Origin of the sequence: uncultured Chloroflexus sp. (assembly GCF_937129525.1) — a bacterium.
Classification (GTDB): domain Bacteria; phylum Chloroflexota; class Chloroflexia; order Chloroflexales; family Chloroflexaceae; genus Chloroflexus.
The window spans coordinates 58775-75888 of record NZ_CAKZNK010000046.1; the positions used below are offsets into that span (position 1 = coordinate 58775).

At 53.7% G+C, this 17114-nt stretch carries 10 protein-coding genes; all 10 read right to left on the reverse strand.

Features of this window, described 5'->3' with window-relative positions; genetic code table 11:
• Positions 1-6: 6 nt before the first annotated feature.
• Positions 7-1200, reverse strand: a complete 1194-nt coding sequence (gene mazG, locus Q0650_RS04660) for a nucleoside triphosphate pyrophosphohydrolase (protein ID WP_298816406.1) — start codon at positions 1198-1200, stop codon at positions 7-9.
• Positions 1197-2105: a peptidylprolyl isomerase gene (locus tag Q0650_RS04665; RefSeq protein ID WP_298816408.1), complete on the reverse strand. Its 909-nt coding sequence runs from the start codon at positions 2103-2105 to the stop codon at positions 1197-1199. Before Q0650_RS04665 ends, mazG begins: the two co-directional genes overlap by 4 nt.
• 118 nt (positions 2106-2223) lie before the next feature.
• Complete coding sequence (gene lepA, locus Q0650_RS04670; protein WP_298816409.1) at positions 2224-4047, reverse strand: translation elongation factor 4; 1824 nt, start codon at positions 4045-4047, stop codon at positions 2224-2226.
• 75 nt (positions 4048-4122) lie between these two features.
• The gene (locus Q0650_RS04675) at positions 4123-4977 is read right to left on the reverse strand and encodes an ABC transporter permease (protein ID WP_298816411.1); all 855 of its coding nucleotides are present in this window, start codon (positions 4975-4977) and stop codon (positions 4123-4125) included.
• The gene (locus tag Q0650_RS04680; RefSeq protein ID WP_298816413.1) at positions 4955-5878 is read right to left on the reverse strand and encodes an ABC transporter ATP-binding protein; all 924 of its coding nucleotides are present in this window, start codon (positions 5876-5878) and stop codon (positions 4955-4957) included. The genes Q0650_RS04675 and Q0650_RS04680 overlap by 23 nt, the downstream gene beginning before the upstream one ends.
• A 33-nt stretch (positions 5879-5911) precedes the next feature.
• Positions 5912-6850: a diguanylate cyclase gene (locus tag Q0650_RS04685; RefSeq protein ID WP_298816415.1), complete on the reverse strand. Its 939-nt coding sequence runs from the start codon at positions 6848-6850 to the stop codon at positions 5912-5914.
• A gap of 43 nt (positions 6851-6893) precedes the next feature.
• Positions 6894-9758 carry a PAS domain S-box protein gene (locus Q0650_RS04690; RefSeq protein WP_298816417.1) on the reverse strand — a complete coding sequence of 955 codons (2865 nt, stop codon included), beginning with the start codon at positions 9756-9758 and terminating at the stop codon, positions 6894-6896.
• Between the two features lie 121 nt (positions 9759-9879).
• The gene (locus tag Q0650_RS04695) at positions 9880-12597 is read right to left on the reverse strand and encodes a hypothetical protein (RefSeq protein ID WP_298816419.1); all 2718 of its coding nucleotides are present in this window, start codon (positions 12595-12597) and stop codon (positions 9880-9882) included.
• Between the two features lie 725 nt (positions 12598-13322).
• Complete coding sequence (locus Q0650_RS04700) at positions 13323-13823, reverse strand: helix-turn-helix domain-containing protein (RefSeq protein ID WP_298816421.1); 501 nt, start codon at positions 13821-13823, stop codon at positions 13323-13325.
• Between the two features lie 217 nt (positions 13824-14040).
• A complete protein-coding gene (locus Q0650_RS04705) occupies positions 14041-16794 on the reverse strand; it encodes a hypothetical protein (RefSeq protein ID WP_298816423.1) in 2754 nt (917 codons plus the stop codon).
• Positions 16795-17114 lie beyond the last annotated feature (320 nt).

Genomic DNA, 17114 nt, shown 5'->3' on the forward strand with positions numbered 1-17114 from the left:
CTGGCATCATCCATTACTCACTGCCTTGGCTTCAGCCCACCACGTTATCAATTCGGTCAACGAGCAATCGCGCAATGATCGCCCACTACGCGCTGCCATCTGTTCAACCAGTTGCAGGCGCCGTTTATAACGAGCATTGGCTTCACGCAACGCTGCTTCAGCATCGAGTTGGAGCCAGTGGGCAAGTGTTGTGATGGCGAAGAGCAGATCGCCCAACTCCGCCATTTGCGCAGCCGAATCGGGCGCAGCGCGCAGTTCGGCCAGCTCCTCATCAACCTTCGCCCACGCATACTCAATCGTTGTCCAGGTAAATCCGGCCTGAATCGCCTTGCTCGCCAGCGTTTGCGCCGCAGCCAGCGCCGGCAACGCTGCTGGTACACCATCGAGCACGCTGGCGCGCGATTGTCCTTTAGCCGCCAGCTCACGCGCTTTCAGCTCCTCCCAGTTCTGTATCACCTGACCGACATCGGTCACGTCAGCAGCGCCAAAGACGTGCGGATGCCGAAACACCAGTTTGTCAGCCGCCCGCCGTGCCACATCTTCGAGCGAAAAATGTCCGGCCTGACGGGCCATTTCGCTATGCATGATGACATGCATCAGCACATCACCCAACTCTTCGCAGAGCTGTGCCATTGTGCCCGTATCAAGGGCCTCCAACACCTCATACACCTCTTCCAGCAATGCGCCACGCAACGACTGATGGGTCTGGCGCACATCCCACGGGCAACCATCGGGACCGAGCAGGCGACTGATAACCCAGCGCAACCGATCGATATTATGTCGATCATCGGGTAATGCCAGGGCCGGCATCAGCAGGGCAAAGCTGGTCGTTGCCGACAAGTTGACCGTAGCGAGATCCGCCAACGTCAGCGATTGCACCGTTTCGGCAGGCAGTGCGATCAGGGTTAGCGGATGCTGCAAGGGATAGCGACCGGCTAACAGTGCAGACAGCGCCGACCAATCAACTGTAGCGGCCTCTCCCCAGATCAAAGCCGGCGTCTGCGTGACCAGCGGATAGGGCAAACGCGGTGGCTGGTACTGACCCAAACCTTGTTGCTCGACCCAGGGGAGCACACGCGCATCTGACGACATGACCGGCGGCTGCAAGAAACGATCAACCTTCCAGATCTGGATCTCCGACAGATCGATCAGATCGCGCGCCAGCGCAAAGTTGAGCAGGTTGTTTAATGTAGCACTCATGGAGTCTCGGGGAAAGGTATCGGCAACACATCTGGATCAAAACCGGCAGCAATCTGCAATTCGCCACTCTGTTCGACCTGTCGGCGCAGCTCTTCATACCAGGGCACAAAGGTTTCCTGGTAAAACTGACCGGCATTTCGACGAATGCGCAATTGTTCAAACGATTCGAAGGGACGCTGCGATTCGCGCTCTAACACCTCAACGACAAAAAAGCCGAAATCAGATTGAACGATCTGAGGTGTGTTGAGGGGCAACGAGAAGATAGCCTCTTCGAGTTGCGCGACAGTATCACCGCGCGTTACCCATCCCCACTCGCCACCGTTGGCTGCAGTGGCCGAATCACGCGAGTGAGTTGCTGCCAGAGTGGCAAAATCGGCCCCGGCCTGCAATTCGCTCAGTATGGTCTGAGCCGTTGCTTCATCTGAAACCAGAATCTGGCGGATACGCGCCATATCGGCGCGCGTATTGCGGGCAATCACTTCAAAGACGATCTGCTCGCGAGCCAGCACACTCCGCAAATCAAGCGTCTCTGCCGGGCTGGCATCAACAGCCAGTTGGCTAAAGACTGCTTCATCCAACGCTTCCGGATCAACGCCAATGCCGTGCTGACGGGCGTAATACAAGAGTAATTCATTCTGGATCATCTGCTCAAAGATTTGGCGGCGCAAATCGTTTTCAACCACTATCTGCTCAATCTGCTCGCGAGTCTGGCCTGCGGCCAGCGCATTGGCCACGCCATCACCGATTGCGCGTTTGATCTCTGCATTAACATCGGCCACCGTATAGATCTGGGTTCCCAACCGAAAAGCTACCGGCGAACCGGTTTCTTCCCACTGTCTTCCATTCGTCACACTCTGACAGCCGGCCAGCAACAAGAGGGCAAGTAACCACACCAGACGACGCATTGCTCTGTGCTCCATGTTCATTCACAGGTTCAGCAGGTTTTTATAGGCATAGCAGCAAATGGCGCGCAGGCCAGCGGGCATCTCGACGCATCCTTACAAGCAATTCCAGCGAGTTATATCACCGCTCGCGTTCGTTACCCGTATCGTTGAGTGACAAAATCGCCATAAAGGCCTCTTGAGGAATTTCGACGCTCCCGACCATCTTCATGCGTTTCTTGCCCTCTTTCTGTTTTTCGAGCAGCTTGCGCTTTCGGGTCACGTCGCCGCCATAACATTTTGCCAGCACATCCTTGCGCATGGCGCGGATGGTCTCGCGCGCAATAATCTTCGAGCCAATTGCAGCCTGGATCGGCACCTCAAACATCTGGCGTGGGATCAATTGCCGCAAGCGCTCAACCAGATCGCGCCCCCGCTGATAAGCAAAATCGCGATGCACGATGAGCGACAGCGCATCTACCGGCTGACCATTGACCAGAATGTCGAGCTTGACCAGATCGGCCTCTTGATAACCGGCCAGATGGTAATCCAGCGAAGCATACCCCTGAGTGCGGCTCTTAAGCTGATCGTAGAAGTCGATCACAATTTCGGCCAACGGCATGCGGTATTTCAAGAGGACGCGCGTCGGGTCGAGGTAGTCCATACTGACAAACACACCGCGGCGCGTGGTCACCAGATCCATAATCGTGCCGATGTAGCGCACCGGCGTGATCACACTGATTTCAACAACTGGCTCCTCAATCGCTTCGATCCGCGATAGATCGGGCATCTCCGACGGATTGGCAACCGTAATGATTTCGCCATCTGACAACAATACCTGATACTCAACCGAAGGCGCGGTAATCAGCAGATCGAGCTTATACTCCCGTTCGAGCCGCTCGCGGACGATCTCCATATGCAGCAAGCCAAGAAAGCCACAGCGGAAACCGAAGCCGAGCGCGGCTGAACTTTCGGGCTGAAACGACAGCGCAGCGTCGTTGAGCTTCAGGCGTTCGAGCGCCTCGCGCAATTCAGGGTAGGCATTTGAGTCAATCGGGTACAAGCCGGCAAACACCATCGGCTTGGCCGGACGATAGCCGGGCAACGGTTCGCTGGCCGGCATATCGACCAGCGTAATCGTATCACCCACCTGACAATCGGCTACACTCTTCAAACCAGTCGCGATATAGCCTACCTCGCCGGCGACCAGCTCGTTTAGCGGCGTCATTGCCGGGCGGAAAACGCCCAGTTCGAGCGTTTCCGCCTGCGCACCCGTGCCCATAAAACGAACCCTATCGCGAGTGGTGAAGACGCCATCGACCACCCGCACGTAGGCAATCACACCCTTATACGGATCATAGTGTGAGTCGAAGATAAGCGCGCGCGCTGGCTGATGACGCTGACCACGCGGTGGAGGAATGCGCTTAACAATCGCCTCAAGGATTTCTGGCACCCCGATCCCCTCTTTAGCCGAGGCCAGAATGGCCTCTTCGGCGGGAATACCGATCACCTTCTCAATCTCTTGCGCCACCTCTTCGGGGTGGGCACCCGGGAGGTCGATCTTGTTCACCACCGGTATGATCACCAGATCATTTTCCAGCGCCAGGTAGGTATTGGCCAGGGTTTGCGCCTCAATGCCTTGTGAAGCATCAACGACCAGCAGGGCGCCTTCACAGGCGGCCAGCGAGCGATTCACCTCATAACTGAAATCGACATGGCCGGGAGTGTCAATCAGGTTGAGCTGATAGATCTGACCATCGGCAGCGCGGTATTCCATGCGCACCGGCTTGAGCTTGATGGTGATCCCCTTCTCGCGCTCAAGATCGAGTGAGTCGAGCAATTGTTCTCGCTGCTCACGCTCGGTAACGGTGCGCGTCAGCTCGAGTAACCGATCGCTCAGCGTCGTCTTTCCGTGATCGACGTGGGCAATGATGCTGAAATTGCGGATGTGAAGTTGATCTGACATGTATCTTTCAAGCGGCAGCAAAGCTGCAAATGTTTCTCAAATAGGCCTACGATGAAGTATACCATAGCCGCTTCGTTATCCGGCGACTTTTCTGGTTGATGAGACACGATGGAAATATCGCGCCCACAGCCAGGCCCCGGTTGTTACATCGCGCTGATTGAAACAAACCACCGCCAGCCCGTATCCGAGGAGTGCTGCGCCCAGCAGCGTCACCAGATCACCGCTGGCCGGCCCTTCATTGAGCGCTGCCGGCGTCGAGGGACGATAGTGGAAGGGCGAGAGTGGACGCAGATATTCCAGATCTGGTGACATACTGAGCAGATTGTAGCCGAGAAAACTGACGACCAGGATGACCGTTGCTAGGGCCAGGGCCACCCGACGCGACGGCGTCAGCGTGCCGAGCCAGAGGCTGAGCGTTTGAAACAAAAAGACGAGCGGCCAATGAGCCACGGTAGCGCGAAACAGATCGCCGGCATCGAGCTGGGTGGTCAACTGGTCACGAATGAACAGAAAGATCACTGCCGCCGCTATGCTGGCGACTCCCAATACCAGCAACGACATCGCGGCCAGGGCGATAGTTTTCGTCGTCACCAGTTGCCAGCGCGTCAATGGCAATGCCAGTTGCAACTCAAGCGTTCCGTTGTCCTCTTCGCCAGCCAGCACCCCGGTTCCGGTCACAATCGCCAGCACACAGAGTAACACGGTAAAGAAATGGAAAATGGTTGAGCCGATATAGCCTTCGAACGTCGCCATAGTCAGGTTACCAAAGGCGCGGTACAACTCGATGCTGGCCAGATCGAGATTGCGCATTTCGACCGGCAATGCCGGGTAGAACGCCATGTAGACGCTAAAGAACGCCAGCATCCCCGCGCTCCAGCCGATCAAGACGCCACGTCGGATCCGTAACTCATGCCAGAACAGGCTGGCCATGATTGCCTCCTTGCGCGCCATAGTAAGCCAGGAAGACCTCTTCCAGCGTCAAAGGCAACGTCTCAACTTCAATGGCCTGGAATGCGCCAGCCTGAGCAAGCACCTGCGCTAACCCTTCGCGCACTTCCAGGGTCACCTCATGTTCGTTCACCGCAAGCAGCGTAATCCCCGGCAGAGAGAAAGCAGTCGCCGGCACCGGTTCGGCAAATCGAAACCGGATCCGATGGACGTATTGCCTTCGTAAAAGAGCATCGATTCGCTCGACCGTTACCAACTGCCCGGCGCGAATGATGCCAACCCGGTCACAGACCGCCTGCACTTCCGGCAGAATGTGCGAAGAGAAGAAGACCGTTCGCCCCTCTTCGCGGGCAGCGCGTACCAGCTCGATGACCACCTGCTGCGCCAGCGGATCCAGACCACCTGTTGGCTCGTCGAGGATCAGGAGTTGGGGACGAAACATCAACGCGGCAATCAGGCCAACTTTCTGTTTATTGCCACGCGAATAGGCGCGCATTGGGCGATCAAGATCAAGCTCCAGTTGCCAGCAGAGTTGTTGCAAATAACTCGCTTCAACTACCCGACCCCGCGCGCCATTGAGCATCGCCAGATACTGGCGCGCGGTAAGATTGTCGGGCAAGCGTAATTCACCGGGTAGATAACCCACCTGTTGCCGGATGAAATGTCCCTCGCGCTGACAATTGCGGCCAAAGATGAGCGCCTGCCCTCGCGTTGGCCGGATAATATCCATCATAACGCGCAGAGTGGTGGTCTTTCCGGCGCCATTGGGGCCAAGAAAACCGAAGACCTCTCCTTGATCGACCGTCAGATCCAACCCTTCCACACCGCGCTGACGACCGTAGTAGACGGTCAGATCGCGCAAATCGATCACCGGTGAACCCATAGGTTTCTCCTGCGAACAGCTCATGCAGGCGGTTTACACACCAGCGACACAATTGCGCCCCTGCTGTTTTGCTGCGTAGAGCGCCTGATCGGCGCGGTCGATCAAGCGTTCGATCACCGTATCTGCCGGCTGCCGACCGGCAACCCCGGCGCTAATCGTGGTCTGGATCGCACCCTTCTCGGTATTGATCACCAGTCCGGCAATCGCAGCGCGCAATCGTTCAGCCAACAGCATGCCTGCCGTCACGTCGGTATTCGGTAACAGCAAAATAAACTCTTCGCCGCCAAAGCGACCGATGCAATCGGCGGCGCGAATCTGGTGCGCCAAAACCTGCGCAACGTGACGCAACACCTGATCGCCGATCAAATGGCCATACTGATCGTTAATCTGCTTAAAATGATCAACATCGATCATGCAAATCGTCAGTGGCCGGTTGTAGCGGGTAGCAATCGCAAACTCGTGCGTTGCCAGTTCATAAAAGTGGCTGCGGTTGTAGACACCGGTCAACCAATCGATGCGAGCCAGTTCAGCTTCGCGGGCCAGCGCGCGCTGCAATTCCCGGTTCGCCATCTCAAGCGCGGCGCGAGCCTGCGCCAGCGCCAGATGGGTGCGCACCCGCGCCAGGACTTCAGCCGGTTGAAACGGCTTGGTCACGTAGTCAACGCCACCCACCTCAAACGCGCGCACTTTATCTTCAGTATCATCGAGCGCGCTGATAAAAATAACCGGGATGTGACTGGTTGCCGGATCGGCCTTCAATTCCTGACAGATCGTATACCCATCAACATCTGGCATCCGAATATCGAGCAGAATCAGGTCGGGCCGGACTGAGCGGGCCGTAGTCAGAGCCATTGCTCCGCGCGTTACCGGACGGACATCATACGATTGCCCCTGCAGTAATTGCGTCAAGAGCAGCAAATTGGCCGGTGTATCATCAACGATCAGAATGGTAGATGATTGATTGTTTGCCATAGATGATTGAACATGATGATGTCTGTTATAACATTGTTTGTCACTATACTACATAGCCGGCTGATGGGGAAGTGGGCAAACGTTCGAGCCAGTCAATGATAGCCTGATAATCGAACGTTTCGATCCATTGTCGCAGTTGATGTGCTTCATCAGGCCGACTGGCCTCGATCTGAGCGGACAGCTCGTGTAAACGGCGAAAGTTGGCTTCGCGCGCCGCCTGGAGCAACGCTGCGCACCATTCAGGATGATACCCATGACCATTTATCGGTATCGCCGGCAGCGTATCGGCAGGCGAATCTGCATACTCAAACTCGACGGCCAGGTGTTGCTCGATGAGCCGGACAACATCCTGATCGCGAAACGGTTTGGACAGAAAATCATTTCCACCTGCTTCCACGACCTGCTCTTGAATGTCACCAAAGACGTGGCCGGAAAGCACAATAATAACCGGTTGGATCAAACCCGGTTCGCCAGCGCATGCTTCGCGGATCTGGCGAGCAACGCTCAGGCCATCAAGCTGCGGCATGCGCAGATCGAGCCAGATCAGATGTGGCTGCCATTCCCGCCAAACTGTCAGCGCCGCCTGGCCATCGGCAACTGATTGCACGGCAAAGCCAAGCCGACGCAGCAGAGCCACCAGAAGTAGAGCGCTGGCTGGCTGATCATCGGCAACGAGCATCCGATATATCGGCTGACCGGGCCGCAAACCGACCGGGTAGCGCGCTGATGAACGATCAGGGAGCGATAACGAAGAGGTAATCGCGGTTTGCAATGGCAGTGACAGGGTAAAACGAGCGCCGTGCCCTATCCCCGCGCTGTACACCGCAAGATCGCCACCCATTAACCGCGCTAGCTCATAGCTAATGCTCAGGCCCAGCCCCACGCCGCTTACTGCCGGCTCCTGATCTGCCTGTTGTCCCTGAAAGAAGGGGCGAAAGAGTTGTTGCTGCTCAAATGGTGAAATACCGATACCGGTGTCCTCAACGGCAAACAAGATACGCTGCGGTGGAGCTAGCTCAACGCGCAGTTGCACTTCGCCGTTGTAAGTGAATTTGATAGCATTGCCCAGCAAATTGATCAAAATCTGGCGCAATTTCGATTCGTCACTGACGATTACTCGCGGCACGTCAGCCGCGCAGGTGACGGTGAATCGCAACTGTTTAGCCTCGGCGCGCGCGCGGAAGAGTGATTGGAGATCGCCGATCAGTTGTCGCACATCGAGCGGGGCCGCCGTGTAGGTATAACGACCGGCTTCGATCTTGGCCAGGTCAAGCACGTCGTTGATCAGCCGCAACAGGTGCTCGCCGCTGCGATTGATAATCTCAAGATATTCGCGCTGGGTTGCGGTGAGATGCTCGTCACGCGCCAGCAGTTGCGCAAATCCCAGAACGGCATGCAGCGGCGTGCGCAGTTCGTGGCTGACATTCGCCAGAAATGCGCTCTTGGCCCGGTTGGCCGCTTCTGCTTGCTGGCGCGCCAAACGCAGTTCGATTTCCGCTTGTTTGCGCGCCGTAATATCGCGCGCCACACCCAATACGACGAGACGCTGGCGCTCATCACGCACAAACGAAGTTACAATCTCGCTATGCACGATATGACCGTCGCGATGCACCAGATCAATCTCTGCTGTCCACGGCGGCGCCGTGATGAGATCGCCTTGCCACTCATGCAGCATATAATGGAGTGATGATTGCACATACCGGGCCGAGTCGGGGGTCAACAGCCTGGCGAACGACATCTCAAGCGCTTCTGCCGCTGAATAACCGATCAGTTTACGAACCGATGGACTGAAAAAGGTAAACCGTTCTGTTTCGGTATCATACAACCAGATCACATCGGTGGCATGTTCGGCGATTAGTCGGTAACGAGCCTCACTCTGCCGCAAAGCCTCTTCAATCCACTTGCGTTCGGTAATATCGTGAACAATACTGATTGCGTGTGGCACTCCCCGAATCGTCACCATTTGCGACGACAGCAAGCACGAGCGCAACTCGCCATCGCGGCGACGAAACTGAAATTCGACGCTGGCGCAACCGCCATCGCGTCGCATCATCTCTGCCCAGAGTTGTCGATCTTCAGGCGAACGCCAGATGTTGAGCGCGACCCCGTCTTTACCTAACGCCTCTGCTTCCGTATATCCGCTGATGTGGGTAAAACCGCGATTCACCTTTACAAAAGCGCCATTGTCCAGCCGCGATAGCAAGACGGCATCCGGCTGGGCCATAAAAATATGTTCGAGCTGCTGCACCGTGTCGCGCTGGGCAACGATCAGTTCTTGATGAACCAGCAAAATCAGCCCAAACGTCCACAACGTGCTGGTCGCAATCGACATCAAATAGGTAGCTGTTTGCCAGGGAGGAGATATTGTCAGCCAGTTCTCTTCTGTGGCCGAAGCGATACCGCGCAACGCAAAAAAGACCCCATTCGTTATGAATACAACGACGAGAAACCAGATGATCGGGCGCAGGTTGGTCTGCAATTCAGGCAGAAAACGCAACCCGATCAAAAATGAACAGATCGCCACCACAACCGAGAAGAGAATCCGTCGTAGCGGTGGCACATCACCGGTGAGCACCAGGATCAGATAAGCTGCCAGGAGCAGAAACGCGATCAGAAACAGCCGCCAGAGCGAAACCCGATCGCCCCAAAATCGTTTGACGCCGTGGTACAGCAATATCATGCCAACGCCGACCATGGTGTGACTGATCGCATGCAGTAAGAGGGGCAACTCGGTTACATCACGCAGTGTGGTCAGGATTAACCCTGCCGCTAATACCCCCATTCCCGCGGCCCAACACCACAAACCTGAACGTGATCGATGGGCGAGCGCCAGACCAACCAGCGCAGCAGTTTGCAAAACGTTGGCAAGATTGAGGGTGATAGACAAGGTTAATAGGTCAACGGTCATCCCTATGCTCCGGCAGCTTCGGCAATTAATTTATATTGTATGCTGAATAGCTGCGGCTTGCATGGATAATCAACACATGTTTGGTTACTGTGATCGATACAACGGTAGGCAGACAATTTCATTAGCGCATGATTGTCAATGGAAGCTGTAATGGTACCGCATCTACGATCTCTCCGTTATGCACATTGAATTTTGCAATAGGAATGCCAACTGAATGCGGATCATTCACTGGCTTAAGATAAACGATGTAGCGTCCATCAACTGCTGGCATCGCTTGCTCCAACCACCATCCTTCTGGCTGAAGCACATTGAGACGTACTTCAGTAGTTTCACGAACCGAGATTCTACCCTGCGCCACCACAACTGGCCGTTCAGTTCCTGCTTCAGCGCCTTGAATCAAAAACAGAATAGTAGAATGCCCGGCAAGCTGAATGCGAAACATATATTGCGCTTCTTCAAAAGCACTTGCTACTGCAATCGCAGCTCCTTTAATATCCGGTAAAATCGCAGTTTCCTGCCAGACTTGGACTCGCACAACACTGAAACGCTCACTTATGCCCCTGACAGTAATCGATTGACCACTTCTCAATGTGACTGTTATCGTCTGACCACCTGCAGCTATCCAGATTGGCTGATCATTGATCCAGATCTGTTGAGATGACAAACTGGCTATCTCTAACAAGATCTTTGCCTGTTCAACTGATTTGCGCAGTAGAATTCGCTCGCTTCCAACTACAATGCTGTTTTCCATCAACGTAATATTCAACATCGATGGATGTCGCGCATGTAGTTGTCCAACATCAGGCACACCTGGTTGATAAATAGCAAGTACATCACGTGACACCTCATAAATGGCTGCACCTTCACCTTGCCAGAGTGGATCGGTAATGACGCCAAACTGGAAATAATCTTCACTCTGGCCCAATACTACATAGTCAAACACCTGTCCGGCTTGTGGTGATTTTTGTTTTGGATAAAACCACAATCGTGACGGACCATAAATGGTTGCACCCGACTCAAGCAATCGTTGCTGCAATGACAGTGCCAACAGACCTGGAATTTGTTCACTACCTGACAGAAAGACCTCCGATTGAGCTATTGGTAATTCGTTGAGAATAGGATCTGGATCAATCTCGTAGACAAGAGAACCATCAACCTCAACCAACCTTTTCAACAATGGACTCTGCTCAGCCCATGCTAATAAAGCAATACTCTTTTCTGTATCTGGCAATTCATGACGATGAATAACTAGTGTATCTACACCTAAACGAGATAGGAAGCGAAGGGCATCGTCGTCTGGTAAACGATTCATCTGATGAAATAGTATGGATGTACCTATTGGAACAAGACCGCTGTATCCAGGAAGAATCTTCCGCCAGTGCTGAGTTTGATAAAACTGCCGTCGCATAATCGATGCGCCTCCTCCTATTCGAGGAGGTACCGGTAGCTCAAGGATAACCCGCCGCTGATATGGATTAGTTTGAGCTAACCAGTGATAAACTGCCGGTACTTTTGGAATATCAATACGAGGGATAGGAATTACCAGATGTTCAATCAATGCCAATGCTGCAATGATCGCTATCAAACTCCCTCGCCAATAATGGAAAAGTCTCATCGCACCGATACCGGCAAGGACACTGAGCGCCATACTCCCAATCATCCACCATCGCGCCGGTACACGTAGCGCTTTCATGCCCGGTACCCAATCGTACAACCATTGATATGGCAATAAGGTAGGAAAAGGTTCGCTGTCAATCGTAGTACGAAACACTGATCCTAAAGACAATACAAATGCAACACCTAATATAGTGATCAAACCGACACCATCACGCCGGGATTGCCTCCAAAGGAACCATGCACCAATGCTGGCAAGAGTGATGGTCAGGAAACCAGGAAATAGATTGAGTTCATCACTGTTATAGGTGTTTACTGGCAAATGCATTCTGGATAATATGTTTCCCGATGGTACTGACAAAAATGCCTGTAAAGGAGCAGATCCACGCTCAAGCTCTGTTGATGAACGAACAATACCAAGCCATTGATAGACTTCGATATATGGTAGGAAAAAAGGTATCATCATAGCTACAGCAACGCATGCCGTAACTACTAATCCGATTATACGTTGTTTGATAGAATACCAGTTTCTCCAATCTAACCATTCATTTGGCCAAAACCAAACACCTGCAAGAATGCCTAAAACAAGCACAGTCATTGGGGCGTAATATATTGCAGCAATTCCTTGTATCCCAGCAAAAACACCAGTTAGCACCGATGCAAACCAAAAAAAGCGTCCTTGCGCAATAGTCATTTGACGCAACCAGTACAGTGCTAGCGGTAGCCACGCTGTTTGTAGCATTTGTAAGTGTGGTAAATGAGACATTCGATAGGTATTGAAAGCAAATAGTGAACCTGCCAGTATAGCACCAAAAGTAATAACCGATTTTGGTTGGTGGCCATGAAAAATTGATCGCATTAATAAGAATACTGCCCAACCGCTAAGCACAAAACTTAACATAACTAACAGATTGTACGCAAGGACAAGTTGTTGATTTGCTAATAATGGCAACGCTAAAATCGCTAAAAAAATATGATGATCACTAAACGCCAACGTATTCGGATAAGGATAGAAAATAGGTGCATTCCAGATGCGCGTCGGATTAGTAAGAATTGCATGAGCATTCCAGGATAATGTCCACAGTTGGAACAATGGATCACTCCCGCTGCCAGCAATAGTTGTTGTTATTTCCAAAGAAAGCGGCCATGTCCATATTACTGTAAGCAGTATGTACCAAACAATGGGCCATAAATTATTCCAGCACTTCTGAATTGTCCGTACCATAGTTGTATAAACCCCTAGAAACTCACGACAACATTACCTGCTATCCTTGTTGGTGTACTACAACTTTTTTACAAATATATCGTATATAAATATATCGTATATTTTTAATCTATAGAATGAATTTAAATAGTTTAAAATAACGCTTTATTAGTATCCAGATTGTTTGATAAACACATCTAATACCAATTGTCTATTGAAAGACCGTATTTCCAATAGAGAAGCCGTTCACTGTCTCGTGTATCCACACCCAGCCGGTCAGCCGTCGCACTCGTGCTGGGTCAGCTGCAAGCCGCTCCAGCTCCCGTTCAATCTCGTCTGCTTCTCCTCCAGGTTCGCATCCACCCTGTCTTCCACCGCGAGCCGAAGCGCTTCAAATACCCACTCCGCTGGGTTTCATGCCAGCGAGGATGCCGGTTGTTCAATCACGTGCACCCCCAACCGCTCTTCCCCGCTTGGCACGATGGCTTGGAGCTCTATCCCAGATCAACACCGTGACCCCCGCTTCCCGCCATCGCTGCAGCACCGCGACAGTCGACTCCTGTTTCGTGTTCGGCGTCCATTGTCAACAACGGTCTCACGACGCTGTTGACCACCAGGTTCAGGTACACCCATTCATCGCGCCGCTCGACCGGCTGCCGCGCCTACATGCGCTGCGCGCTTGATCAGCCCGACTCGCATCGCATCTCCCCAGGCGAGACCTGCGGTCTGCTTGACGCCTGCGCGCGTCAATGCAGCCAGCAAGCCCCCTTGTTCCACGCCTTCTGCGCCGCTCCCGAAGCGCGCGCGGCGACCGGACGAGGCACGTTCTTCTTTACGCCGATACGGGCAACCACCCAGCGCATCCCCAAGGAGGTGTACTCCACCCCGCACGCCTGTGTTGCCCAGTGTATCCCGTCCCAGCTACGCCGAATCTCCCCTCGACTCGCCCGTTCCTTCAATTCCGCTTCCCGCTCAGGGGTCAACCGGGAACGCTTGCCCCGACACCCACCCCGACGGCGGTGTCGCACTGCCGCCAATCCACCCCGACGATACCGCGCCACCCAATCGTGCAGCGTTCGGTCATCTATCCCCACCATCTGCGCTGTCTCCCGCAGTGAATGCCCGTTCCGCAGCCACCATACGGCGCGCAGCCGGGTGCGCTGCCGGGAATCCTGCTCTGCCTTTGACAGATTGAAGCGTGTGGGTTTATCTTCCTGCCAGTTGATGTGCAAACGTTGCCTGCTCATGATACTGTTCCTCCTTGCTCAGGTGTTGTGGCTCTTATCATTGACGAGCTTTGAAACAGCAATTAGTATAACTATTATTCCGGTAACGATACACGAAGTCATCGAATATAGTGTAAACACACCAACTCGTTGCAGAACATCTGCTTAATTTCGAACTGTGGTCGTTCTTGAACATAACCAGATTCGATCAGCCAAGTAGTGGAATCTTGCTCCTAAATTAATACCGAACCCCTGTCAATACCGTTAATGGTATTGGTAACGCCTGAGCAGCTACAATTTGACCGTTGCGCACTTGAAATTGAGCAATCGGTATGCCGTCTGCTGCCGCCAGAGGTTTCACATACGCGATGTAACGACCATCAACCGCATCGTTTACCTGTTCCAGCCATTCCGCTTCCGGCTGAAGCAAATCGATGATTGCGTTCACCGATCCACCATTCGCTACAGCTATCGTGCCGCGAACAAGCGAAACCGGTCGTTCGGTTCCGGCTTCAGCTCCAAGTATTTCAAGGATGATCTGATCGGCGCCGCTTATGCGTCCCGCTATCGAGAGCTGCGCGCCGCTGAGGGCGCTGTCTATGCAGATCGCCACTCCGGTCGCATGCATCTGATTTGGCGTATCACGCCATAATTGTAGCCGCGCGATACTAAAGATGGCTGGATCGCCATCAATTGTCACCGGCTGATCCCGCCGGATTGTCATCACCAACCGTTGTCCACCCGCAGAAACCCGATGCAACTCCCCGTTGATCCGAATATCTTGCTCTTCCAAACTGGCAACATCAAGCGCAAGTGTGGCCTGTTCCAGCCATTCCGGCAGCGCAAACCGGGCGCGATCAATGACAATACTGTCGCCGAGTATTACTACGGTGAGTGTCGCCGGATGGCGCGGATGATATTGACCTGGCTCAGGAACTCCCGGCTCAAACGTTGCTATCAGCGAATTGGCAACTTTATAGATCGCTAACCTGCTGTCTTGCCAGATGACAGCAGTCGGATCGGCGCCGAAGGGTAGTGGATCTTCGTTGATGGCCAGCGCCACATAATCAAACACCTGCCCGGCTTGTGGCTCAGCCAGCGCCGGATAGAAAGAAGGTCGCTGAGGGCCGTAGACGATTCCGCCGGCTTCTTGCCAGCGCCGGGCAAACGACAAAGCTAACATGCCAGGGATGCGACTATTCGCCGAGAGATACAGCGTCGCGCCAGAAATATTTGATGGCAATGTGAGTACCGGCTTGATGGCGTACACCACTGCTTCCCCAATCTTGGCTTTCCGCTCTAACAATACATTCTGATCGGCCCACGCCACCAGCCGTTGAACCTCTGCCGGATCTGAGAAATTGTCCTGATGGATGATTAGAGTATCAATTCCGAGTTTGGCTATCAGGCTCAACGTTCCATCATCAGGGAGGCGCTGGAGCTGACGCGCTAGTTCAAGTGAACCGTGGGGAAAGATGCCGCTGTACCCTGTAACCAGTGACCGCCAGTGATAGATCTGAAAGAATTGTCGCCAGGCGATTTGATCAGACCGCAGTTTGGCATCGACTGGTAATTCCAGCGCGACTCGATGCTGAAGTGAATCGGTTTGCGCCAACCATTGGTAAACCGGAGGCGGTGATGGAATTGTTATCTGCGGCATAGGCCATACCAGATGTTCGAGCAAAGCTATTGTCGCAATTGCCGGCCATAGCCAGCGCCAGGCACGCCATCGCTGCCACCATACTGCTGCTCCGATTCCGGCCAGCACTGCCAGCGCCAGACTGCCCATCATCCACCAGCGCGCCGGCACACGGAGCGAATTGAAACCCGGCACGTGTTCATATAACCATACATACGGCAAAGGGGACGCGATCAATTCACCATCGAAAGCAAGCCGTAACCCAACCCCCAGTGAAAACACGAAACCGGTAGCTACCATAGCGCCGAAAACTAGCGCCGTCCGCCACATGCGTTGTCGGATCAACCAGTGCGCTCCGACAAGCGCAATGACAGCCGCAATCAGACCGGGAAAGAGCTTTAACTCACCACTTCCGCCGGAGGCGACGACTAGTTCACCGGATATCCGATGCCAGAGATTATCAACCGGCACAGCCCGATATGCTTCGAGCGGCGCTGACCATTTGTCAAGTTCAATGATCGAGCGGATAACGCCAATGTACCGATACACATGCATGTAAGGCCACAGCAACGGCAGAGTAATGGTTGCCGCCAGCCCACCCGCCAGCGCCAGGCCAGCCAGATACCGCCTTAGCTCTCGCCATCCTGCCACTGACCGAATCCGCTTCGGCCACAACCAGATCACCGCCGCAAGCCCCAATGCCAACGCCGCCATTGGCGCGTAATAGATTGCGGTAATCGCTTGTAATCCGGCAAACAAACCGGTTAGTAACGCCGCGCGCCAAAATGCCCCACCTGACCGCGCGCTCATCTGACGCAACCAGAACAATGCCAGTGGCAGCCATGCCATTTGCAACATTTGTAAATGGCCGATATGTGCCATCCGGTAAGTGCTAAACGCAAACAACGAACCTGCCAGCAATGCGCCCAGCGTAGCCGCCGACTTGCCAGTGTCCTCAATCAGAAGATTGCGAGTAAGCAAAAAAACTGACCATCCGGAGAGCGCGAAACTGAGCATCACCAGCAGGTTATACGCTAACACCACCTGCCCGCAGGCGAGGATCGGTAACATCAATAGAGCCAGTGGCAGGTGATGATCACTGTAAGCTAGCGTGGTGGCATATGGAAAAAAGATTGGCGCATCCCATACGCGGGTTGGATGATTGAGCAGCGCATGAGCATCCCACGCCAATGTCCACATCTGAAACAGCGGATCGACACCATGACCTGGCACGACCGTCGTAAGATTGAAGACCAGTGGCCATGTCCAGAAAACGGTCAGCGCAAAAAACCAGAACAATGGCCAACCGACCAGCCACCACCTTTGCATCGTCTGGCGTAGATTGATACGCATAGAGTGCTCTTCCGGCTCATCAGTCATATTGGTGCTGCGCTATATCCGCGCCATCATATCACGCGCTTGCGCACTGGCAAGATGCGCCAGATATCAGCAATACCATTGGAGCACACATCCCGCATGTCTGGCGGGCATTGTCGCGCAACTGTATGTTCCGTGGCAACAAACGAGATCCAGCGCCAGAATGACCAGCGAATAATTGCGATCTATCCACTTCGTAAATACAGCGACAATACACAGTTGCCAAAGCGCGACACTATTTTACCGCTCGCAACTATTGCGCATGCTATACTGAGACTCGCCAATATCCAGTCGAT